At 39.9% G+C, this 21,311-nt stretch carries 23 protein-coding genes; 7 read left to right on the top strand and 16 right to left on the bottom strand.

Going from position 1 to position 21,311, the window contains the following annotated elements; translation table 11 throughout:
• Positions 1–165 precede the first annotated feature (165 nt).
• The 4 genes from glmM to rlmE all read right to left on the bottom strand — a co-directional run bounded on the left by glmM (position 166) and on the right by rlmE (position 5,050).
• Positions 166–1,503, bottom strand: a complete 1,338-nt coding sequence (glmM, locus tag AACQ49_RS12725) for a phosphoglucosamine mutase (protein WP_161779078.1) — start codon at positions 1,501–1,503, stop codon at positions 166–168.
• The gene (folP, locus tag AACQ49_RS12730; RefSeq protein ID WP_004246242.1) at positions 1,500–2,342 is read right to left on the bottom strand and encodes a dihydropteroate synthase; all 843 of its coding nucleotides are present in this window, start codon (positions 2,340–2,342) and stop codon (positions 1,500–1,502) included. The genes glmM and folP overlap by 4 nt, the downstream gene beginning before the upstream one ends.
• 81 nt (positions 2,343–2,423) lie before the next feature.
• A complete protein-coding gene (gene ftsH / locus AACQ49_RS12735) occupies positions 2,424–4,373 on the bottom strand; it encodes an ATP-dependent zinc metalloprotease FtsH (RefSeq protein WP_004253013.1) in 1,950 nt (649 codons plus the stop codon).
• 47 nt (positions 4,374–4,420) lie between these two features.
• Positions 4,421–5,050, bottom strand: a complete 630-nt coding sequence (gene rlmE / locus AACQ49_RS12740) for a 23S rRNA (uridine(2552)-2'-O)-methyltransferase RlmE (RefSeq protein WP_004246244.1) — start codon at positions 5,048–5,050, stop codon at positions 4,421–4,423.
• Between the two features lie 145 nt (positions 5,051–5,195).
• Here rlmE and yhbY point away from each other — a divergent pair, with 145 nt between their 5' ends.
• Positions 5,196–5,489: a ribosome assembly RNA-binding protein YhbY gene (gene yhbY, locus AACQ49_RS12745; protein WP_012368729.1), complete on the top strand. Its 294-nt coding sequence runs from the start codon at positions 5,196–5,198 to the stop codon at positions 5,487–5,489.
• Between the two features lie 122 nt (positions 5,490–5,611).
• On the opposite strand, the gene greA is transcribed toward yhbY, so the two are convergent.
• Positions 5,612–6,088, bottom strand: a complete 477-nt coding sequence (gene greA / locus AACQ49_RS12750) for a transcription elongation factor GreA (RefSeq protein WP_004249606.1) — start codon at positions 6,086–6,088, stop codon at positions 5,612–5,614.
• A gap of 413 nt (positions 6,089–6,501) precedes the next feature.
• Between greA and dacB the strand changes: the two genes are divergently transcribed.
• Positions 6,502–7,944: a serine-type D-Ala-D-Ala carboxypeptidase gene (dacB, locus tag AACQ49_RS12755; protein ID WP_004249607.1), complete on the top strand. Its 1,443-nt coding sequence runs from the start codon at positions 6,502–6,504 to the stop codon at positions 7,942–7,944.
• Between the two features lie 110 nt (positions 7,945–8,054).
• On the opposite strand, the gene cgtA is transcribed toward dacB, so the two are convergent.
• The 3 genes from cgtA to rplU form a co-directional block, all read right to left on the bottom strand.
• Positions 8,055–9,224, bottom strand: a complete 1,170-nt coding sequence (gene cgtA, locus AACQ49_RS12760; RefSeq protein ID WP_004253016.1) for an Obg family GTPase CgtA — start codon at positions 9,222–9,224, stop codon at positions 8,055–8,057.
• 131 nt (positions 9,225–9,355) lie between these two features.
• Positions 9,356–9,613, bottom strand: coding sequence for a 50S ribosomal protein L27 (rpmA, locus tag AACQ49_RS12765; protein ID WP_004246250.1), 258 nt, complete (start codon positions 9,611–9,613; stop codon positions 9,356–9,358).
• A gap of 19 nt (positions 9,614–9,632) precedes the next feature.
• Positions 9,633–9,941, bottom strand: coding sequence for a 50S ribosomal protein L21 (gene rplU, locus AACQ49_RS12770; RefSeq protein WP_004246251.1), 309 nt, complete (start codon positions 9,939–9,941; stop codon positions 9,633–9,635).
• Positions 9,942–10,203: 262 nt separating this feature from the next.
• Here rplU and ispB point away from each other — a divergent pair, with 262 nt between their 5' ends.
• The gene (gene ispB / locus AACQ49_RS12775) at positions 10,204–11,175 is read left to right on the top strand and encodes an octaprenyl diphosphate synthase (RefSeq protein WP_004246252.1); all 972 of its coding nucleotides are present in this window, start codon (positions 10,204–10,206) and stop codon (positions 11,173–11,175) included.
• 46 nt (positions 11,176–11,221) lie between these two features.
• Here the strand turns inward: ispB and AACQ49_RS12780 are convergent, their stop codons facing one another.
• Together AACQ49_RS12780 and AACQ49_RS12785 are read right to left on the bottom strand one after the other, a co-directional pair.
• Positions 11,222–11,638: a DNA-binding protein gene (locus AACQ49_RS12780; protein ID WP_004246253.1), complete on the bottom strand. Its 417-nt coding sequence runs from the start codon at positions 11,636–11,638 to the stop codon at positions 11,222–11,224.
• Positions 11,639–11,716: 78 nt separating this feature from the next.
• Positions 11,717–12,064 (bottom strand): DNA-binding protein, encoded by a 348-nt coding sequence (locus AACQ49_RS12785; protein WP_004246254.1) that lies wholly within the window; start codon positions 12,062–12,064, stop codon positions 11,717–11,719.
• A gap of 185 nt (positions 12,065–12,249) precedes the next feature.
• Here AACQ49_RS12785 and AACQ49_RS12790 point away from each other — a divergent pair, with 185 nt between their 5' ends.
• Positions 12,250–12,516 carry a helix-turn-helix domain-containing protein gene (locus tag AACQ49_RS12790; protein ID WP_004246255.1) on the top strand — a complete coding sequence of 89 codons (267 nt, stop codon included), beginning with the start codon at positions 12,250–12,252 and terminating at the stop codon, positions 12,514–12,516.
• A 100-nt stretch (positions 12,517–12,616) separates the two neighbouring features.
• Here the strand turns inward: AACQ49_RS12790 and mdh are convergent, their stop codons facing one another.
• The gene (gene mdh, locus AACQ49_RS12795; protein ID WP_004246256.1) at positions 12,617–13,555 is read right to left on the bottom strand and encodes a malate dehydrogenase; all 939 of its coding nucleotides are present in this window, start codon (positions 13,553–13,555) and stop codon (positions 12,617–12,619) included.
• A 450-nt stretch (positions 13,556–14,005) separates the two neighbouring features.
• Here mdh and argR point away from each other — a divergent pair, with 450 nt between their 5' ends.
• Entirely contained in the window at positions 14,006–14,476 is a 471-nt protein-coding gene (gene argR, locus AACQ49_RS12800; RefSeq protein WP_004246257.1) for a transcriptional regulator ArgR, read from the top strand.
• Positions 14,477–14,544: 68 nt separating this feature from the next.
• Here argR and mpl read toward each other — a convergent pair whose 3' ends face one another.
• Positions 14,545–15,924: a UDP-N-acetylmuramate:L-alanyl-gamma-D-glutamyl-meso-diaminopimelate ligase gene (gene mpl, locus AACQ49_RS12805; RefSeq protein WP_004246258.1), complete on the bottom strand. Its 1,380-nt coding sequence runs from the start codon at positions 15,922–15,924 to the stop codon at positions 14,545–14,547.
• 165 nt (positions 15,925–16,089) lie between these two features.
• Between mpl and fbp the strand changes: the two genes are divergently transcribed.
• Both fbp and ppa read left to right on the top strand, forming a co-directional pair.
• On the top strand, positions 16,090–17,097 hold the full coding sequence (gene fbp, locus AACQ49_RS12810) for a class 1 fructose-bisphosphatase (RefSeq protein ID WP_004249610.1): 1,008 nt from the start codon (positions 16,090–16,092) through the stop codon (positions 17,095–17,097).
• Between the two features lie 199 nt (positions 17,098–17,296).
• Positions 17,297–17,824: an inorganic diphosphatase gene (gene ppa / locus AACQ49_RS12815; protein ID WP_004246260.1), complete on the top strand. Its 528-nt coding sequence runs from the start codon at positions 17,297–17,299 to the stop codon at positions 17,822–17,824.
• Between the two features lie 77 nt (positions 17,825–17,901).
• Here ppa and AACQ49_RS12820 read toward each other — a convergent pair whose 3' ends face one another.
• The 4 genes from AACQ49_RS12820 to AACQ49_RS12835 form a co-directional block, all read right to left on the bottom strand.
• Positions 17,902–19,095, bottom strand: coding sequence for an MFS transporter (locus AACQ49_RS12820; RefSeq protein WP_049203438.1), 1,194 nt, complete (start codon positions 19,093–19,095; stop codon positions 17,902–17,904).
• Between the two features lie 8 nt (positions 19,096–19,103).
• Positions 19,104–20,396 (bottom strand): dTDP-4-dehydrorhamnose 3,5-epimerase family protein, encoded by a 1,293-nt coding sequence (locus tag AACQ49_RS12825; RefSeq protein WP_161779079.1) that lies wholly within the window; start codon positions 20,394–20,396, stop codon positions 19,104–19,106.
• A gap of 46 nt (positions 20,397–20,442) precedes the next feature.
• Positions 20,443–20,706 carry a hypothetical protein gene (locus tag AACQ49_RS12830; RefSeq protein WP_004246263.1) on the bottom strand — a complete coding sequence of 88 codons (264 nt, stop codon included), beginning with the start codon at positions 20,704–20,706 and terminating at the stop codon, positions 20,443–20,445.
• A gap of 253 nt (positions 20,707–20,959) precedes the next feature.
• Positions 20,960–21,307: a gamma-glutamylcyclotransferase family protein gene (locus AACQ49_RS12835; RefSeq protein WP_004246264.1), complete on the bottom strand. Its 348-nt coding sequence runs from the start codon at positions 21,305–21,307 to the stop codon at positions 20,960–20,962.
• Between the last annotated feature and the right edge of the window lie 4 nt (positions 21,308–21,311).

Genomic DNA, 21,311 nt, shown 5'->3' on the forward strand with positions numbered 1-21,311 from the left:
TGCGTTACCTATTCTATGGAACTTATCGCCTATGCGATAACCTTCGATTGCTTCACCCGCTTTAGTTCAACGACCTTACTAAGCGGGTGTGAATACTAACCAAACCTGAACTGACAAGCAAGGTTATTTTACTATAAAGTGATTAATTGAAGAAAAAAACAGCAATTAGCCAACATGTTTTACTGCATCAGCAATACGATTCGCCATCGCTGTGACTTGCTCTTCATTTTCGCCTTCAACCATCACTCGAATTAATGGTTCTGTTCCTGATTTACGTAATAAAACGCGTCCCTTACCACCAAGCCCCGCCTCAACTTCTTTTGCGACTTGCTGAACTTCTGTGGATTGTAGAGGATCGTGATTTCCCGTAAAACGAACATTCACCAAAATTTGTGGTAATAATTTCATGCCACTGCATAGATCATGCAAGCTCATATGGTTACGAACCATTGCGCTTAATACTTGTAGACCAGCAACAATACCATCACCCGTTGTTGTCTTATCAAGTAAAATAATATGACCCGAGTTTTCCGCCCCTAAACGCCAGCCTTTTTCTTGCAATTTCTCAAGCACATAGCGGTCACCCACTTTGGCTCTCACAAAAGGAATACCAAGCTGTTTTAAGGCAATCTCTAACCCCATATTACTCATTAGTGTACCGACGGCACCACCACGTAGTTGACCTTGGCGTAACGCTTCTCGCGCAATGATATAGAGAATTTGGTCACCATCTACTTTTAGGCCTTTATGATCAACCATAATAATACGGTCACCATCACCATCAAAGGCTAAACCAACGTCGGCACCCTCTTCTAACACGCGTTTTTGCAACATACGTACATCTGTTGCACCACATTCGTCATTGATATTGATGCCCGTAGGCTCACAACCAATAGTGATAACCTCAGCCCCGAGTTCACGAAAAACATTAGGCGCAATATGGTAAGTTGCACCATGGGCACAATCCACAACAACTTTTAACCCATTTAAATTATTTTCGTTAGGGAACGTACCTTTACAAAATTCAATATAACGGCCCGCGGCATCAACAATGCGATTCGCACGCCCTAATTCTGCGGACTCTACACAAGTGATCGGTTTTTCCATTTCCGCTTCAATGGCTTCTTCTACTTCATCAGGTAGTTTTGTACCATCAATGGAGAAGAATTTGATGCCATTATCATAATAGGGATTATGAGAAGCAGAAATCACTATGCCAGCTTCTGCTCTGAAAGTACGGGTTAAATAAGCGACCGCGGGGGTTGGCATCGGGCCTGTAAATGAAGCGGATAATCCCGCAGCAGCAAGGCCTGCTTCTAGAGCCGATTCCAACATATAACCAGAAATACGAGTATCTTTACCAATAATGATTTTACGTGAGCCGTGACGTGCAAGTACTTTACCTGCAGCCCAGCCTAGCTTTAATACAAAATCAGGTGTAATAGGGCTGTCACCTACTTTTCCACGGATACCGTCTGTTCCAAAGTATTTACGTTCGCTCATTCATTATTTTCCTTTGCAGAAAGAGTCGCCTGCACGACTTTCATCGCATCTACAGTCTCTTTAACATCGTGTACACGAATAATTTGTGCCCCTTGCATTGCAGCAATAACTGCGCAAGCAACACTACCAGCAACACGCTCTTGTGGCGGAACATTGAGTAACTGTCCTACCATTGATTTACGTGACATTCCGGCGAGTATCGGTAAACCAAAGTGATGAAAATCACTTAGATGTGCTAATAATTGATAATTATGCGCTAAATTTTTACCAAAGCCGAAGCCTGGATCAAGAATAATTTGATTTTTCTCGATACCAGCATCAATACAACGTTGAATATTCTCTGCCAGAAAAGCATCAACTTCTATCATCACATTCTTATACTGCGGCGAATGTTGCATTGTTTTAGGTAAACCTTGCATATGCATAATACAAACAGGTAACCCCGTTTTTGCAGCCGCCTGAAGTGCTCCAGGTTCGGTAAGTGAACGTATATCATTGATAATAGAGGCACCCGCTTGAGCGGACTCCGTGATCACTTGTGCTTTGGATGTATCAACAGAAATCCACACATCAAAACGTTGCTGGATAGCTTCGACCACAGGAATAACACGATGTAACTCTTCATCGACAGAAACATCACTGGCACCCGGCCTTGTTGATTCACCACCGATATCGATGATAGAAGCCCCTTCAGCAATAAGTTTAGCGGCGTGGTTAATAGCATCATTAAGAGAGTTATGCGTTCCGCCATCAGAAAATGAATCTGGCGTCACATTTAAAATGCCCATCACTTGGGGTGAAGATAAATTAAGCTCTCTTCCTCTGGCAATTAATTTCATTTCGTTGATACCTATATAAAAAAACCCCAGAAAGCCTGGGGTTTGTATTTATAGCTTACTCAATATAGAACCCGATAAGGATTAATGAGTATTGTTATCAGAAGGTGTGTCACTCTCTGATCCTGACTTATTATTTGGCTCATTCGTCACATGTGTTTGTGTCGGCTGTGCTGTAGCGGTAGTTGCACCACTATTGCCATTATTGCCTTCCCAACCTGCCGGTGGACGAACTTCACGACGATTCATTAAGTCATCAATTTGAGGTGCATCAATGGTTTCATAAGTCATTAATGCATCTTTCATTGAGTGCAGAATATCTAGGTTATCCATCAGGATTTGACGAGCACGGGTATAGTTACGATCGATGATAGCTTTAATTTCTTCGTCGATAGTACGTGCCGTTTCATCTGACATATGTTGCGCTTTAGCAACTGAACGACCTAAGAACACCTCACCGTCTTCATCAGCATACAGTAATGGCCCTAATTTTTCAGAGAAGCCCCACTGTGTCACCATGTTACGCGCAATATTGGTTGCCACTTTGATATCATTAGAAGCCCCTGTCGAAACATGTTCAGGCCCATAAATGATCTCTTCCGCTAAACGACCACCATAAAGTGTTGAAATTTGGCTTTCCAGTTTTTGACGGCTGGCACTGATTTGGTCACCTTCAGGTAAGAAGAAAGTCACACCTAATGCACGTCCACGCGGGATAATCGTCACTTTGTGTACCGGATCATGTTCAGGCACTAAACGACCAATAATGGCGTGTCCCGCTTCATGATAAGCCGTTGATGCTTTTTGTTCTTCGGTCATAACCATTGAACGGCGTTCAGCACCCATCATGATCTTATCTTTTGCTTTTTCGAACTCGACCATTGAAACAACACGTTTGTTACCGCGTGCGGCAAATAGTGCAGCTTCATTAACCAAGTTTGCCAAGTCAGCACCGGAGAAACCCGGAGTACCACGAGCAAGGATCGCAGGATCAACGTCTGGTGATAATGGCACTCGGCGCATATGCACTTTCAGAATTTGCTCACGACCACGAACATCTGGTAAACCTACGACGACTTGACGGTCAAAACGACCTGGACGTAATAATGCAGGGTCTAATACGTCAGGGCGGTTAGTTGCGGCAATCACGATGATACCTTCGTTGCCTTCAAAACCATCCATTTCGACCAGCATCTGGTTCAGCGTTTGTTCACGTTCATCATGACCACCGCCAAGACCGGCACCACGTTGACGACCAACCGCATCGATTTCATCGATAAAGATGATACAAGGTGCTGCTTTTTTAGCCTGTTCAAACATATCACGAACACGAGAAGCACCGACCCCGACAAACATTTCAACGAAGTCAGAACCAGAAATAGTAAAGAAAGGTACTTTTGCTTCACCAGCAATCGCTTTTGCTAATAATGTTTTACCCGTACCAGGAGGACCAACCATTAGGATACCTTTCGGAATTTTACCACCTAATTTCTGGAAACGACCCGGATCACGTAAATACTCAACTAGCTCGCTGACTTCTTCTTTTGCCTCATCACAACCTGCAACATCAGCAAAGGTTGTTTTGATTTGGTCTTCTGTCAACATGCGAGCCTTACTCTTACCAAAAGACATCGCACCTTTACCGCCACCACCTTGCATTTGGCGCATAAAGAAGATCCAAAGACCAATCAGTAAAAGCATTGGGAACCAAGACACAAAAATTTGTGTTAGAAGGCTTTGACCTTCAATGGGTTCACCGGTCACTTTTACATTACGGTTCATTAAAGTGGTCAGCAGGTTATCATCACGCATAGGCATATACGTGCTGTACTTTGAGTTATCTGTTTTAGTTACATTAATATCATAACCACTTATGCTGACCTCGCGTAACTGGTTATTAGTTAACTCATTGATAAAGGTAGAGTAATCCACCTTACGACTATTCGAATCGCTGGGTCCGAAGCTCTGGAATAATGACATCAATACGACTGCAATGACTAACCAGAGGATCAGGTTTTTCGCCATGTCACTCAAGGGATTAACCTCATATTACAACTGTGTTAACAAATAGCTTTAGGGTACTAAAGTTTACGCCCTGTGGCTACAATATATACCTCACGAGAACGAGACCGCGAAGCGTCTGGTTTACGAACTTTCACTTTCGTAAACAGGGAGCGTATTTGCCCCAGGTACTCATCAAAGCCTTCTCCCTGAAACACTTTGACAATAAAACTTCCCCCGGGAGCCAGCACATCACGACACATATCAAGCGCTAACTCTACTAAATACATGGATCGAGGAATATCGACCGCGGGTGTTCCGCTCATGTTTGGAGCCATGTCAGACATGACAACCTGGACTTTATTATCACCTACTCTATCAAGCAATGCCTTCAATACAAGTTCATCACGAAAATCGCCTTGAAGGAAATCGACACCAACGATAGGATCCATAGGTAAAAGGTCACATGCGATGATCCTACCTTTATTTCCTAACTGCTGTACGACATATTGAGACCACCCACCCGGAGCAGCACCTAAATCGACAACGGTCATACCTGGTTTGAAAATGTTATCACTTTGCTGAATTTCTTCCAATTTAAACCAAGCTCGAGAGCGAAACCCTTTTTTCTTTGCTTGTTGAACATATTTATCACTAAAATGTTCTTGTAACCAGCGGCTAGAGCTTGCCGAACGTTTTTTATTGGCCATTGCGTTTTCCAACTATCATACACTTAGCAATCAAAAATTTTACTTCTTCACTCATTTTACCGCATCTTGACGACATTTTATGGTGATAAATGAGAGATGGCGTTAGAATAGACCGTTTTCAATCCCAACTAAGCAAAAATTAATGATGACTCTTAACAAAAAACAAATTCAACACCTGAAAGGGCTCGCTCATCATCTCAATCCTGTCGTTATGATCGGTAACAACGGGTTGACTGAAGGCGTTCTTGCAGAAATTGAAATCGCTCTGGCACATCATGAGCTTATCAAAGTCAAAATCGCAGGCGAAGATCGAGATGTTAAAAACTTGATCGTGGCAGCGATTGTGCGTGAAAGCGGTGCACAGAATGTACAAGTTATCGGAAAAATGGTTGTTCTTTATCGCCCTTCTGAAGCGCGTAAAATTATTTTACCGAAATAAAACTTATACCTTTATATAAAAATGCCATAACTAACTCTATGGCAAAAAAGGCCTTTTCAGGCCTTTTTTAATATTACCACAGGATAGCATTCTAGTTTTCTATAGAAACGTAAAATTACAAATTAAATATATTCTACGTTTAAAACTTCATACTCTACTTGGCCGCCTGGGGTGTTAATGACCACCACATCATCTAACTCTTTACCAATCAATCCACGGGCAATCGGTGAGTTGACTGAAATTAAGTTTTCTTTAATGTTTGCTTCATCATCACCAACAATGCGGTATTTTTGCTCTTCTTCAGTATCCACATTGAGTAAAGTCACCGTGGCACCAAAAATAATACGTCCATTATTTGTCATTTTAGTGATATCAATGACTTGCGCATTTGATAATTTTGCTTCAATTTCTTGAATGCGGCCTTCACAGAAACCCTGTTGTTCACGAGCTGCGTGATATTCCGCGTTTTCTTTTAAGTCGCCATGTTCCCGTGCCTCAGCAATGGCCGCGGTAATTTCTGGGCGACGAACAGTTTTTAGATATTCCAGTTCTTCGCGTAATTTTTCTGCTCCGAGAACTGTCATAGGGATCTGATTCATGTGTTAATACCTCAATACTATTCCTAATAAAAAATAGGTATCATCCTGATTTTTTATACTAACAACACAGAGAAAAGGTTCTACTTTACTCTTCTCAAGACAAAAAAAGACACAGGCAGCCTTAATGAGGGCCTGTCCCTTTATATATTCGATGAATAGAAAATAATTGTAACTTTCTACCCTTTTGGTTGGGAAGTAGTAAAAACCTCCCTTATCTAAAGCTAAACTAAATCTAACACAAGAGGCCAATGGCTTCACGTCTTATTCTCGTTTTAAAAACAGGATAAGTAATATTTTCTGATAATCAGATAATCACACGTGTTACCGTTTACTTTTGCCCTCATTGCCCTTTAGTATTAGCCTCTGGCAATCAACACTATAGCGTTAAGCTTATAGTTACGGATAGAGAAATTATGCGCTTATTACCTATATTCCGCGGAATATTTTATACCTTGAGTCTGTTAAGCTTTTCAACCCTCGCCATTCCTGTTGAAAAATATATAGAACTTTTGCCTGATGGCACTCAAGTCGGTTTAATCACCCAAACTGTTGGCGCATCCTCCCCTAACCTAACTTATAATGATAATCAATTATCTTTGCCAGCCAGCACACAAAAAGTGGTCACAGCTTTAGCCGCCCTATTGCAATTAGGGGGCGATTATCAATTTACCACCACAATGGAAACGGAAGGTAAGATAAAAAACAATCAACTAGAGGGTGATTTAATTTTCCGTTTTAGTGGTGATCCTACGCTAACTCGCCAGCAATTACGAGCAATGGTTGCCGTATTAAAACAATCCGGCGTCACAAAAATAACGGGAAATTTATTAATTGATACCTCTGCTTTCTCCAGCCATGACAAAGCGCCGGGATGGGTTTGGAATGATATGACCCAATGCTTTAGTGCCCCACCAAGTGCCGCTATTGTAGATAAAAATTGTTTTTCCGTCTTACTGCAAAGTGGTCAAAAAGAAGGTGATATCGCCACCATACGTAAAGCGTCTTTTTATCCTGTCACGGTTTTAAGCGAAGTTGAAACCTATGAAAAAGGCTCAACACGAACCCGCTTTTGCGAATTAGACGTCACGGTGAGAGATTTAAATACTTATGTGATAACAGGCTGCATTCCTAAACGTGAAGAAGCCATGCCGCTGATGTTTTCCATTCAAGATGGTGCGCACTGGGCAGGTATATTGCTAAAAGAAGAGTTACAACGTGCAGATATTGAGCTGGACGGTTATGTCAAACGCCGCTCCCAACCTAAAGCCCCTGTTACTGTTTTAGCACAAACACAATCTAAACCGTTACACACTTTATTGACGACGATGTTAAAAGAGTCTGACAATATGATTGCAGATGCCGTATTTAGAACTATTGGTCGTGAATATTATGGTGTTGCTGGCACTTGGCGTTCAGGGGCGGATGCCACTCGTGCTATTTTAAAACAAAAAGCGGGCATTGATTTAGCTAATACAATTATGGTGGATGGATCTGGGCTTTCCCGCCATAACCTGATAGCCCCCGCAACCATGATGCAAGTATTACAATATGTCGGACAACATGATAGTGAGTTAAATTTTATCAGTATGCTTCCTCTTGCTGGTCATGATGGTACATTGCAATATCGTGGTGGTTTTACTGAAGCGGGCGTCAACGGTAAAGTTTCCGCTAAAACAGGCTCACTCAAGGGAGTGTATAATCTAGCTGGCTTTATGACCACAGCCAATGGACAGAAAGTAGCATTTGTACAATTTATTTCTGCCTACTCTCCCCCTACACAAAATCGCAATGCTGGACGCGCCTATTTGGTTCGTTTTGAAACGAATTTATATAAAGATATCTATAACAATAGATAGCACTATTATTTGTTAGAAAGTAAAAACGCCTGAAAATTCAGGCGTTTTTTATGTCTCGCTATCTGTATGTCTATACGATACCGAGACAACAATACCGATAAAAAGAGAGATTAGCGTTGGTAGATAAACTCTACACCATCATCATCTTCTTCATCCCAATCTTCGTCATCGTCTTCAAGGTCAGGATTTTCAAGTTGTTCTTTATGGTAGTCATCCCACATAAAATCAACTTTTTCTTCAGCGGCTAAAGCGGTAGCAATATCTTGCTCACGTGGGGTTACTTTCAGGAATTCCATAATATCCCAACAAAGTTTTTTCACCCCTTCTTGGTTGATAGCAGCAATCATATAATAATCACCTTCCCAACCCAACGCTTCAACTATCGCTTGTGCTTTCTGTTTTGCTTCATCGGCATCAAGCAGATCCACTTTATTGAAAACTAACCAACGTGGTTTTTGTGCCAGTTTATCGCTGTATTTTTCTAATTCAGAAATAATGATTTTGGCATTTTCAACGGGATCAGAACCATCAATAGGATCGATGTCGATCAAATGCAATAATACACGGCAACGTTCTAAATGTTTCAGGAACTGGATCCCAAGACCCGCGCCATCAGCAGCCCCTTCGATCAGCCCCGGTATATCCGCAACGACAAAGCTTTGATGGCTGTCCATACGCACAACACCTAAGCTAGGTACTAGTGTAGTAAATGGATAATCTGCCACTTTTGGTTTGGCTGCCGAGACGGCTCGAATAAAGGTAGATTTACCGGCATTCGGCATACCTAACATACCTACATCCGCAAGTAACATCAGCTCTAACAGTACTTCACGTGATTCACCTGGTGTACCCATTGTGCGTTGACGTGGTGCACGATTGACTGATGATTTAAAACGCGTATTCCCTAAACCATGGAAGCCACCTTTAGCGACCATTTGTTTTTGACCATGTACCGTTAAGTCAGCAATGATCTCACCTGTAGCAAGATCACGGGCACGCGTCCCCACAGGGACATTAATAGTAATATCTTGACCACGTTTTCCCGTACAATCACGGCTTTGGCCATTTTCACCACGCTCAGCGCGGTAAGATTTAGTAAAACGGTAATCGATAAGGGTGTTGAGGTTTTCGTCTGCAACCATGTAGACATCACCACCATCACCGCCATCACCACCGTCTGGTCCCCCTTTCGGGATATATTTTTCTCGACGAAAGCTTACACAGCCGTTACCACCGTCGCCAGCGACGATTAGGATCTTGGCCTCATCAACAAATTTCATGATTTTACTCCGTATGATAGCCATTAACGTGCTGGATGGCCGAAATTACCCAGAGATGGCCTTTTTTAAATATAAAAAGCCCCGCAACAGACTGTGCAGGGCTTTTAACTCGGTGTTTAAAGGACCGGTAATTATTCAGCTTCGATGCTGATAAATTTACGATTGTTTGGACCTTTAACTTCGAATTTAACTTTTCCGTCAGCTAACGCAAACAGGGTGTGGTCACGACCACAACCAACGTTAGTACCTGCATGGAACTTAGTACCACGTTGACGAACGATGATGCTACCTGCTAATACAGCTTCACCACCGAAACGTTTTACACCTAGACGTTTTGCTTCGGAATCGCGACCGTTACGAGTCGAGCCGCCAGCCTTTTTGTGTGCCATTAATCTGCTCTCCTAAACCTTAAGCGATACCAGTGATTTTAACATCAGTAAACCACTGACGGTGGCCCTGTTGTTTACGGCTGTGTTTACGACGACGGAACTTAACAATTTTAACTTTCTCGCCGCGACCGTGAGCAACCACTTCCGCTTTAACTTTAACGCCCTCAAGGATTGGAGCGCCAATTTGAATGTTGTCGCCATCAGCGACCATCATGACGGTGTCAAACTCAATAGTTTCGCCAGTTGCTACTTCAAGCTTTTCTAAGCGAATTGTTTGACCTTCGCTGACTCGGTGTTGTTTACCACCACTTTGGAAAACCGCGTACATATAAACTCCGCTTTCCGCACACTCCCAATATGTATAATTTGAGTGCACAATTAAAATATTCACATAGGGCGCGAATTCTACGCAAATTTAGTCGCGATGACAAGTATAGATCGCAAACAACCAGCAAAAAAAAGAGTTTTTTACACAATATTTATTTCAGCCATTTTTAAAGTACAATCTAAATTATAAGAGAGTAAAATCTATGGCATGATCATTTTTTATTAATTATAACGCGCTCATTGGCGAGCCAAAGTCGAAAAACATGAATTTAGAATCTATTATAAAACTCACATCCGCTGATATGGCTGCGGTAAATGACGCAATTCTTTACCAGCTTAATTCAGATGTTTCTTTGATAAACCAGCTTGGTTACTACATCATTAGCGGTGGTGGTAAAAGGATCCGCCCAATGATCGCTGTTCTGACCGGCCGAGCTTTGGATTATCAAGGGGACAAACATATCTCTGTCGCCGCTTTAATTGAATTTATTCATACCGCAACATTATTGCACGACGATGTTGTTGATGAATCCGATATGCGTAGAGGCAAACAAACAGCTAATGCTGTGTTTGGTAATGCTGCAAGCGTGCTGGTAGGTGACTTTATTTATACACGATCTTTTCAGATGATGACGGATCTTGATTCCATGCGCGTGCTAAAGCTGATGTCTAGCGCAACCAATGTGATCGCTGAAGGTGAAGTATTACAATTAATGAATTGTAACGATCCTGACATTACTGAAGATGACTATATGCAAGTTATCTACAGTAAAACCGCCCGTTTATTTGAAGCTGCCTCTCATGCGTCAGCCATCCTCTGCGGAGCCACTCCAGAGCAAGAGAAAGCTTTCCAAGATTATGGTCGTTATCTTGGTACTGCATTCCAGCTGATTGACGATTTACTGGATTATGATGCAGATAATACCCAATTAGGTAAAAATACCGGTGACGATCTGGATGAAGGTAAACCTACTTTGCCTTTACTTCATGCCATGCACCATGGTAACGAAACAGAATCACAACTCATTCGTCAAGCCATTGAAAAAGGTAACGGCCGTCATTTACTCGACACTGTGTTAAAAACGATGAAACAGTGTGGCTCACTGGAATATACCCGCCAAAAAGCGGAAGAAGAAGCCGATAAAGCCATTGAGGCGTTAGCGATTATTCCTGATTCATCTTACAAAGATGCATTAATTGGCCTTGCGCACGTTGCTGTGCAACGACAATCGTAATTTTCATACCTAAACCCCATAAAGTATGAGAAGCCCGTCAGAGCGACTATGTCGACTCTGGGGGGCTTTTTAATTTTTGAACCACTTCTTCATTTTCTCGTTCGATCTCTTCTTGATTGTCAGCATCAATATAGCTAATTAACTTAGCGAGACCTTCTCGTAAAACAAATTTTACGATTTTTTCACGCTCTGATTTTGTTAGCTGATAATAAGCTTCCACCCAGATAAGAAAGGCATCCTGACGCTTAGATAAATATTCTGCAGGAGGCTCATGCGCCGCTAACACACTCACCACCTCTTCAGGGAGGCTTTTAACCGAGTACTCAACGGCTTTACCTTGTACTCCACGCTTACGGCGATTTTCCCATCCTTCACGGCGTGCCATTAAATTGACCCCTTGTGGAGAATTAGGTAACCCTGCAAGCCCTACTAATTCTTTTGCTGTATACCATTCTTTTTTCATGATCTCATCTCACATTCAACTAAGAGGTTAGTCAGATATCGGTTGCGGATAACGCAATAGCGCGTTCTTTAAAGTCGCTTAATCTTTGACGATCTTTTCTAAAAAACTTCTAATACCATCCCGCAAGATCAGCTCTGTTACTGTTTTTTGTTCACCATCATTAAGTTGTTGGAATGCTTTCACCCAGATAACGAGTGGCTCCTCTTTATTTAGTTTGTAATGTGCTAATGGTTCATAAAGCTCCAGAGCAATTAAAGTTTCTTCTGGTAAACAAGAGTAATGATATTCAACGCCATTTCCTTGTTTATTAGTTCTCTTTTGTTTTAACCAAGATTCACGTTTAGCTTTTGCATTTACACCTTGTGGTGATTTAGGTAATCCACCTATACCCGTCAATTCCATTGCCGTATACCACTCTTTTTTCATTACGTTTCTCTAAAATTGTTATCAACTTCAAAAAAGAAATTATTAAGAAAAAAATCAGAAATATTTTTAGAAAAATAATGTTATTTTATTTTCTAAATAATCAGTTTAATGCTTTTAAGCATTTCTAATAAACTGTTATTTATACCACTAACACAGCATTTAATTTTATAGAAAAAGGATTAAAAATGATTTCAAGGAAATCTGATTGGCATCCTGCCGATATTATTGCCGCACTCAGAAAACGGGGCACAACACTGGCAGCCATCTCTCGCCAAGCTGGTTTAAGCTCTTCAACACTGGCTAATGCACTGTCACGCCCTTGGCCAAAAGGTGAGAAAATCATTGCTGACTTTCTAGGTGTAGCGCCTTCGGAAATTTGGCCCAGTCGTTATTTTCATCCTGAAACAGGAGAATTACTTGAACGGAAGATACGCGACAAAACCAATAATTAACTAATAATTACATATATTATAATTAATAAAAAAAACCGCTGATACACTATCAGCGGTTTTTATTTAAATTTACATTATTTTAAAGCAAAAAAGTTATTTTTTATTTATTAATAAATTCTTCGCCAAGAATTATATCTTTTTTCAATACATCCAACATGCCATTAAGAGATTGTTTTTCAAAATCACTTAATTGACCGATTGGTAGATATTCTTCAACACCATTCTTACCTAAACGAACAGGTTGTGCAAAGAAACGGGCATGTTCACCATCGCCTTCGGTATAGGTGCATTCAATAACATCTTTTTCGCCATTTAAAGCACGGATCAATGAAAGACCAAAGCGCGCAGCTGCTTGTCCCATTGATAATGTGGCTGATCCGCCACCTGCTTTAGCTTCAACAACCTCAGTCCCCGCATTTTGAATACGTTTTGTTAATGCAGCAACTTCTTCATCAGTAAATGACACACCGGCTACTTGAGATAGCAAAGGAAGAATAGTGACACCTGAGTGTCCACCAATGACCGGAACATTCGTTGTTTGTGGATCTTTGCCTTTTAATTCAGCAACAAAAGTATTCGCACGGATAATATCTAGTGTTGTCACACCAAATAGGCGTTTTTTATCATAAACACCGGCTTTTTTCAGTACTTCAGCAGCGATAGCAACCGTAGTATTGACTGGATTAGTAATGATACCAATAAGCGCCTTAGGGCAGTTTTGTGCAACTTTTTCAATAAGATTACGCACGATCCCTGCATTTACATTGAAAAGATCAGAGCGATCCATACCCGGTTTACGGGCAACACCGGCAGAAATTAAAACAACATCTGCATCTTTTAATGCAGGAGAAGGATCTTCGCCAGCAAAACCTTTTACCCTTACTTGAGTAGGTATATGACTTAAGTCCGCTGCAACACCCGGTGTAACCGGAGCGATATCATATAAAGAGAGTTCACTACCAGCTGGAAGCTGATTTTTAAGAAGAAGTGCCAGTGCCTGACCAATACCACCCGCTGCACCGAGAACTGCTACTTTCATTCTGATACTCCTTAGTTTACGAGATAGTGGAACGCCTTTGATATACTCACTATTACGCAACACACCTAGTAAAGAAAACAATTATTTAACAGCTATATTGCATAATAAGGCATTTGTAGTAAAAAATAATACTTCGGTTATTCTAAACAAATTGCTTATCTGTTAATGAGATAGCGGGCACTCTTTTGAGAAATAATTCCAATAAATATCGCTAAGTGCTAAACGCGCTATCTCATATTGCATAATCATTTAAGATTATCATTTAGTTAACAAATTATTTACCTAATCAAGATTATCGCATTCAATATCGAGAAATAAAACTTTTTTGAGTTAACACACAAAAACACACATCAACCAAGAAGAGAAACAAGATTAACGGAGCTAATGTTGCATAAAAATTCACTTCTCTGCATAATGTGCGAGTTATTGATAACTCACTAAAGGTGAACTATGCGCACTCCTTCTAAGCAAGAAGACTTGGTTAAAGCATTTAAAGCCCTGCTGAAAGAAGAAAAATTCAGTTCACAAGGCGAGATTGTAACTGCATTACAAGAAGCTGGTTTTGATAATATTAACCAGTCTAAAATCTCTCGTATGCTAACAAAATTTGGCGCAGTAAGAACGCGTAATGCCAAAATGGAGATGGTTTACTGCCTGCCAACAGAACTTGGTGTACCAACAGCAAGTAGCCCATTGAAAAATTTGGTACTTGATATTGACCATAACCACTCAGTAGTGGTTATTAGAACCAGCCCCGGTGCCGCACAGCTTATTGCACGTTTATTAGATTCTTTAGGTAAAGCAGAAGGGATCCTCGGAAGTATCGCTGGTGATGACACTATTTTTTCTACACCCGCGCCAGGATTCTCAACAGAAGAACTACGAGATGCGATTTTAAACCTATTTGATCAGGAATTATAAAGAGCAACTTCAGGAAAATAGGTCATAAACAGTAAGCCACTGAAATTTCAGTGGCTTACTTATTTAAATTAATATTGATCCACAGATGATTTTGGTGTGGCTAATTTCGCCAGGAGTTTTTCATGTATACCACCAAAGCCACCATTGCTCATGATCAAAATATGATCACCCGGTTTAGCTTCTTTAGCAACCATCTCCACTAATGTGTCAATATCCGTGCTCCAACGAGCAGGCTGTACACACTTCTCGGCAATATCACTGACTAACCATTGAATGTTAGGTGGCTGAAATAAGAAAACTTCATCAGCACGTCCCAATGCTGGGGCGATATCATCTTTACTGATCCCCATCTTCATCGTATTAGAGCGAGGTTCTAATACCGCAATAATACGTGCTGTTCCGCCAACTTTACTACGTAGCGCTTCAAGGGTTGCTAAAATCGCCGTAGGATGATGGGCAAAGTCATCATAAACACTCACTTGATTTACTTCACCCCGTAACTCTAAACGACGACGGGCGTTAATAAATTTATTGAGTGCTGCGCATGCATCTACCGGTAATACACCAACGTGGTGAGCTGCCACAATGGCCATTAAGCCATTTTGCATATTGTGTTCACCCGAAAGTCCCCAACAAACCTCACCGACTTGCTCACCTTTATGGAACACTGCAAAGTGGCTACTGTCATTACTGATCTTTTTCGCCTGCCAATCACCCGTCTCACCGGTGTACTCTTCCTCACTCCAACATCCCATACCAATGGTCTGTTTTAAGTTCAGATCGTTATCAGGCATGATAATTTTGCCACTGCCCGGCACAATACGGACTAAATGATGAAACTGTTTTTGAATCGCCGTTAAATCATCAAAAATATCCGCGTGATCGAATTCCAGATTATTTAAGATAAGCGTACGTGGCGAGTAATGAACAAATTTAGAACGTTTATCAAAGAAAGCACTGTCATACTCATCAGCTTCAATAACAAAAAACGGGCTTTCCCCTAATTGGGCTGAAACTTGAAAGTTACCCGGCACACCACCAATTAAAAAACCAGGTTGATAACCACAATCTTCTAAAATCCAAGCCAGCATACCTGCCGTAGTCGTTTTACCATGGGTACCCGCAACGGCCAAAACCCAACGCTCAGGTAAAATATAGTCATGTAACCATTGTGGCCCTGATGTGTAAGGCAATCCTTTTTCAAGTACCGCTTCAACACAAGGATTCCCTCGAGTCATCGCATTGCCAATAATCACCATGTCAGGAGCAGGTTCTAATTGTTGTGGATCATAACCTTCGATTAGCTCAATGCCTTGATTTTCCAATAATGTGCTCATTGGAGGATAAACATTTGCATCAGAGCCAGTTACTTTATGCCCTTTCGCTCGAGCTAAGATGGCAAGACTTCCCATAAAGGTGCCACAAATACCAAGAATATGAATGTGCATGAATTTCTTTCCAATAGCATGAAGTTGGTCACTATTCTAACCATCAAAAAGCAGATTAGAAACGGATTAACCTTTGAATCATGCGATTCTTTGGATAAACTTGCCACTAATAAGGAAACTTTTTTCCTTTTTATATTTTATCCATTCACATTCAGGACCCACGTCATGAAAACATTAGGCGAATTTATCGTCGAGAAACAACAAGATTTTCCCCATGCAACTGGCGAATTAACGGCATTACTGTCAGCCATTAAGCTTGGGGCTAAAATTATTCACCGTGATATTAATAAAGCTGGGTTAGTCGATATTCTTGGCACTAACGGTGTTTCTAATGTTCAAGGTGAAGCCCAGATGAAACTGGATCTTTACGCGAATGAGAAACTAAAAGCAGCACTTAAAGCTCGTGGTGAAGTTGCGGGGATCGGTTCGGAAGAAGAAGACGATATCGTTATCTTTGAAGGTGATCGTGCGGAAAATGCCAAGTATGTGGTATTAATGGATCCATTGGATGGTTCTTCTAATATCGATGTAAACGTTTCCGTTGGTACTATTTTCTCTATTTACCACCGTATTACGCCTATTGGCCAACCAGTGACACTAGATGATTTCCTGCAACCCGGTAATCGCCAAGTTGCTGCGGGTTATGTCGTTTATGGCTCATCTACTATGTTGGTTTACACTACCGGTTGTGGTGTACATGCCTTTACTTACGATCCTTCTTTAGGGGTTTTCTGTTTATCTCACGAAAGTGTTCATTTTCCGCCTACCGGAAATATGTATTCAATCAATGAAGGTAACTACATTAAATTCCCATTAGGGGTAAAAAAATACATCAAGTATTGCCAAGAGCAGGATGCAGCGACTAACCGTCCTTATACAACTCGCTATATTGGCTCTTTGGTTGCGGATTTCCATCGTAACTTGCTCAAAGGGGGGATTTATATTTACCCAAGTACGGCAAGTCATCCAAATGGTAAATTACGCTTACTTTATGAATGCAACCCAATGGCATTCCTCGCGGAACAAGCGGGTGGTAAAGCCAGTAATGGTAAAGATCGTATTTTAGATATCAAACCAACAGAGTTGCACCAACGCATGCCATTCTTTGTGGGTACTAAAGCGATGGTCGAACAAGCAGAAGCATTTATGGCTCAATATCCAGACGAAGAATAAATTTTCTTTTTGTCAGGATATAGTTAAACCGGGCTTAATTAACGCGTCCGGTTTTTTCATCTCCCAAAATAGCTAATTCGTGTATTTGTTGCTTATTTTTACCTCAAAAGGCAACCTGTACGGCAAAAAACGGGTATTGTTAAAAACTTTTCGCTATACTACGAGCCACGTCAAATTAATTTTTCATAGGAAATTTTTTATGAGCCTGAATCATGTTCCTGCTGGTAAAGAACTACCAGAAGATATCTATGTTGTTATTGAAATTCCAGCCAATGCTGATCCAATCAAATACGAAGTTGATAAAGAAAGTGGTGCACTGTTCGTTGACCGTTTTATGTCAACAGCGATGTTCTACCCATGCAACTACGGTTACATCAACAACACATTATCTTTAGATGGTGATCCAGTAGACGTTCTGGTTCCAACTCCATACCCATTGCAACCAGGTTCAGTCATTCGTTGCCGTCCTGTTGGCGTACTGAAAATGACTGATGAATCAGGTGAAGATGCAAAACTGGTTGCAGTACCACACACCAAACTAAGTAAAGAATACGATCACATTAAAGATGTGAACGATCTACCTGAATTATTAAAAGCTCAAATCAAACACTTCTTCGAACATTACAAAGATTTAGAATCTGGTAAATGGGTAAAAGTTGATGGTTGGGAAGGCGTAGAAGCGGCTAAAGCTGAAATTCTGTCTTCTTTTGAACGCGCAAAAAAATAATTCTGTGTCATTAGAATTAGCGTTGCTAAGTAATCCATTGGTTGCTTAGCCAAAATAAGCCCACTTCAAATGTGGGCTTATTTTATGATTATCTCTTTTTTATGGTTTAACCGCATAATAAGCATTACGCCACTCACCAAGGTGATCGCCATAGCAATTATCATCAATATATATACTGTCGAAATATTCCCTGTAGAGAAAAAGAGCAATCCCCCAACAATGGGCAAAATCAGTTGATTAAACAAAATAATCAGTGAGGAAATGCTAGCTAATTGTGCCACAGGAATAATTTCTATTCTTAACATCCGTAAAATATTCCCTGAAAAAACTTTACCAATAATGGATAGAGCATAAAAGAGAATAAAAGCCGTGATATCATGTTGAAAAATAACCAATAGAAAAGAACTTATTGTGATGATACAAATTGATAGAGACATTAATAATTTTCGATTTAAATAATGGGTTAGATAACCATATAAATAAGTTCCTATCACGCCACAGATCCCCGCAGAAATATCAATAAAGCCATAATATTTAATGGGTAAATTCATCGATTGGTCGATCAACGCCGCCCCACTCGACTCAATTAATCCATCAAACATATTATTGCCGATAGCAATTAAAATAGAAAAAACCAAAATAGGAGACGTAAAAATCACCACTATCCTTTTCGTCACCTGTAATGTCTCTGTTAGGCTATGTAACTGAGTGGCAGATTGGCGCTGTTTTGGCACTAAGTAAAAGAACAAAAAGAACACGGCGTTAATGAAATAAAATAGACAGGGAATAATCAGTAAATAATGGTAACCATAATCAATAAATAACATACCGATTAATGGGCCAATGATCATGCCCAAAAAATCCATTCGAGACATTATATTAATATGATGTTCTTTATGGCGACTCATCAAGGCAATAATTTTTTCATATGAAATCAGTGTCTGTGAATTACCAATAGAAATTAAGCTACCCACTAATCCAAAACTAATTGCAATAACTAAATCAGAGGAAAAATCTACTATTAATAAAAATAAACAACCGATAATTTTACAGCTATCGGAAATAACAGAAACAGGACGGACACCTAGACCATCAATATATTGACCAATAAGCGGTATTAAAAAAATACGTGGTAACCACCATAAAGCGTATGTCAATCCCGCATATTCAATGCTTGTTGTTAATTGATAAACAATAACAGGTGTCAAAAAAACCATTAGACCATCTGCACTTAATACCAAAAAAAGCATATAGAAAAAGACAATACGCATAATAGAGGTTACACCTTTTCTTTAATTAATACTTTAATAGGCTGATTATTTTCATCATAAACAATAATCGATTTTGGGGTATGATGGGTGGGCTTATGTTTCATTAACGCTTGTTGTTTAGAAACAAGAAATTGATAATAGGTTAAATCTGCTGCTATTTTATTAACACGATAAGCTTGATAATTTTTATTAGCGATTTTCCAATCAATCACGTCATGACCCGGAATATATTCTTTTTCTTCGTCCAAATAGATAACAGGTCGATTCACAGTAATGATATTCGCCATATTAAATAAGGCATGGGCAACACCACAGGGGATCACTAATTCAATATTGGGTGCCGGCTCAAAAACCATTTCATCTTCATAAAATAGCGTAGGCGAATCTTCACGCATATCCACCAGCTTAATAGTGATTTTACCCGAGGTATCTCCTAAAAAAGTTAAATGATCTTCTTGCCCTAAATGTAATCCATAAGAGTCGAAATCATAAGCCTCCTGACCATGTTCAACTAGATACATAGGGGATTGTCGCGTTAATGGAACAATGCCACTCTCTTTGCCCGTATGCAGGGTCGCCATTTCACGAAATTCAACACCTAAAATAGTGGATGTAGGTAATGACTGTTTTTGAACATCGGCTATTTTCTCTCGCAACCTTACATTAATTTCATCGCCATTATCTAAGCGAATTTTACGAGTTTCAGAGTGTAAAAATCGATGTTGGCTTAACCACTGCTGTTGTATCTCAGCAACTCGATAGTAGACCAGCGCCGAAGCTTCTTCTGTCATCGGCTCATAGCCTTCAATCTCATTAATATCGATATCTTCCGGCAGATTTATCACATCATTATTAGGTGACCAATTTAATGTTTCACTTGCTAATTGCTCGATAGTAGGTAAAAAAAGAGAGTAGCTATTTAAGGTAAAAACATTTTCTAGATGGGAAAAAGTATGAGCAACTCCTGGGGGAATAATAAGTGTTCTTGCGGATGATGGGGTTATCTCCAAACTTAATTCTGATTTAAATGTCGGTGAGTTTTTACGACAATCAATAAATTTAGCCAGTATCTTTTGTTTTTTATCACCTAAAAAGGTGAGTGTATCTTGCTGGCCAAGATGAATGCCATACTGCCCATATTTAAATTCGCTTTTACCGTGATAAACAATATTAATAGGATAGGTTGTTGCGAAAGGAATAACATAAGACTGATGTTTTCCATTATTCACTCGCCAGCGTTCAATCCAATGTAATCCGACAATATTAATATCTTTATTAAATTCATTAATATCCTTATTCACTATTGCCTCCTTTCATTTAAAAAGCAGCCTTATGGCTGCTTATTGATTAAAGACTGACGACTTCGATATCATAACCAAGTGACTTCGCACTTTTTAGTAACGCATCTAAGCTAGTGGTGTTTAATTTTAAATACTTATCATCAGCAGGTGCATTTTTAATACCTGCAAGATAAGCTAATTTATCTAATGCTTCTGTTGCAACAGTTTTAGTTTGTAGCATCATATCCGTAAAACGATGATTGACTATATTATGTTTTACATCTTTTGGCGGATTATTATAAAGTTGAGTAATATCGTTTAATTTGTCCATAAATTACCTTATTTCGCTATTTAATAATAAGTCGTTATCTCTTTCCTTCTTAAGCAAAACTGTTTTAACACTGAAGTTATTTTTCTGTCAATCAGCTCTACCATTAATTATTTTCATATCAATTTTGATAAAAAACGAAGTAATAATTATTTATTTAAATTTTAAAATATAAATACTACTTTTAGTAAAAATAAAAAAGCTCGATATATATCGAGCTTTTTTAATCATTATTGAGTCAGCTTTCGTAAGCCTATTACTCTTCTTCGTGGCGTTTTAGCCAATCTCCACTTTTGATTTCTCGCAACCCATCAACTGGCTTTTGATAAAGATAGATCCAAGCACTACCATAAGGTGTTGATATCAACTGGCGCTTGTAATCTTGATCATTTTTTTTCAGTTCATCAAGCTCCGTCAAAATGGAAGGCGTGATCCGATAAACTTCACATTCTATTTCACCATCACCTTCAACCACAGCAGGATAAAACCCTAAATCATAGAGTTTATACCCCGCTAATTTATACTCACCTAATAGCTGAGCGTAGGTCATCCAGTGATGGTTACCCTGATTTCGCCGTAAACTTCCATAAACAATAATTCGCATATAA

This window comes from Proteus sp. G2675 (genome assembly GCF_963886535.1).
GTDB lineage: Bacteria > Pseudomonadota > Gammaproteobacteria > Enterobacterales > Enterobacteriaceae > Proteus > Proteus mirabilis.

Coding starts and splice junctions, on each gene's coding strand:
- rplU (WP_004246251.1), bottom strand. CDS start 9,941: ATGTACGCGGTTTTCCAAAGTGGTGGTAAACAACACCGAGTCAGCGAA.
- AACQ49_RS12820 (WP_049203438.1), bottom strand. CDS start 19,095: ATGCGTATTGTCTTTTTCTATATGCTTTTTTTGGTATTAAGTGCAGAT.
- AACQ49_RS12780 (WP_004246253.1), bottom strand. CDS start 11,638: ATGAAAAAAGAATGGTATACAGCAAAAGAATTAGTAGGGCTTGCAGGG.
- fbp (WP_004249610.1), top strand. CDS start 16,090: ATGAAAACATTAGGCGAATTTATCGTCGAGAAACAACAAGATTTTCCC.
- mdh (WP_004246256.1), bottom strand. CDS start 13,555: ATGAAAGTAGCAGTTCTCGGTGCAGCGGGTGGTATTGGTCAGGCACTG.
- yhbY (WP_012368729.1), top strand. CDS start 5,196: ATGACTCTTAACAAAAAACAAATTCAACACCTGAAAGGGCTCGCTCAT.
- rlmE (WP_004246244.1), bottom strand. CDS start 5,050: ATGGCCAATAAAAAACGTTCGGCAAGCTCTAGCCGCTGGTTACAAGAA.
- AACQ49_RS12835 (WP_004246264.1), bottom strand. CDS start 21,307: ATGCGAATTATTGTTTATGGAAGTTTACGGCGAAATCAGGGTAACCAT.
- AACQ49_RS12785 (WP_004246254.1), bottom strand. CDS start 12,064: ATGAAAAAAGAGTGGTATACGGCAATGGAATTGACGGGTATAGGTGGA.
- glmM (WP_161779078.1), bottom strand. CDS start 1,503: ATGAGCGAACGTAAATACTTTGGAACAGACGGTATCCGTGGAAAAGTA.
- greA (WP_004249606.1), bottom strand. CDS start 6,088: ATGAATCAGATCCCTATGACAGTTCTCGGAGCAGAAAAATTACGCGAA.
- argR (WP_004246257.1), top strand. CDS start 14,006: ATGCGCACTCCTTCTAAGCAAGAAGACTTGGTTAAAGCATTTAAAGCC.
- mpl (WP_004246258.1), bottom strand. CDS start 15,924: ATGCACATTCATATTCTTGGTATTTGTGGCACCTTTATGGGAAGTCTT.
- rpmA (WP_004246250.1), bottom strand. CDS start 9,613: ATGGCACACAAAAAGGCTGGCGGCTCGACTCGTAACGGTCGCGATTCC.
- ppa (WP_004246260.1), top strand. CDS start 17,297: ATGAGCCTGAATCATGTTCCTGCTGGTAAAGAACTACCAGAAGATATC.
- dacB (WP_004249607.1), top strand. CDS start 6,502: ATGCGCTTATTACCTATATTCCGCGGAATATTTTATACCTTGAGTCTG.
- cgtA (WP_004253016.1), bottom strand. CDS start 9,224: ATGAAATTTGTTGATGAGGCCAAGATCCTAATCGTCGCTGGCGACGGT.
- folP (WP_004246242.1), bottom strand. CDS start 2,342: ATGAAATTAATTGCCAGAGGAAGAGAGCTTAATTTATCTTCACCCCAA.
- ispB (WP_004246252.1), top strand. CDS start 10,204: ATGAATTTAGAATCTATTATAAAACTCACATCCGCTGATATGGCTGCG.
- AACQ49_RS12790 (WP_004246255.1), top strand. CDS start 12,250: ATGATTTCAAGGAAATCTGATTGGCATCCTGCCGATATTATTGCCGCA.
- AACQ49_RS12830 (WP_004246263.1), bottom strand. CDS start 20,706: ATGGACAAATTAAACGATATTACTCAACTTTATAATAATCCGCCAAAA.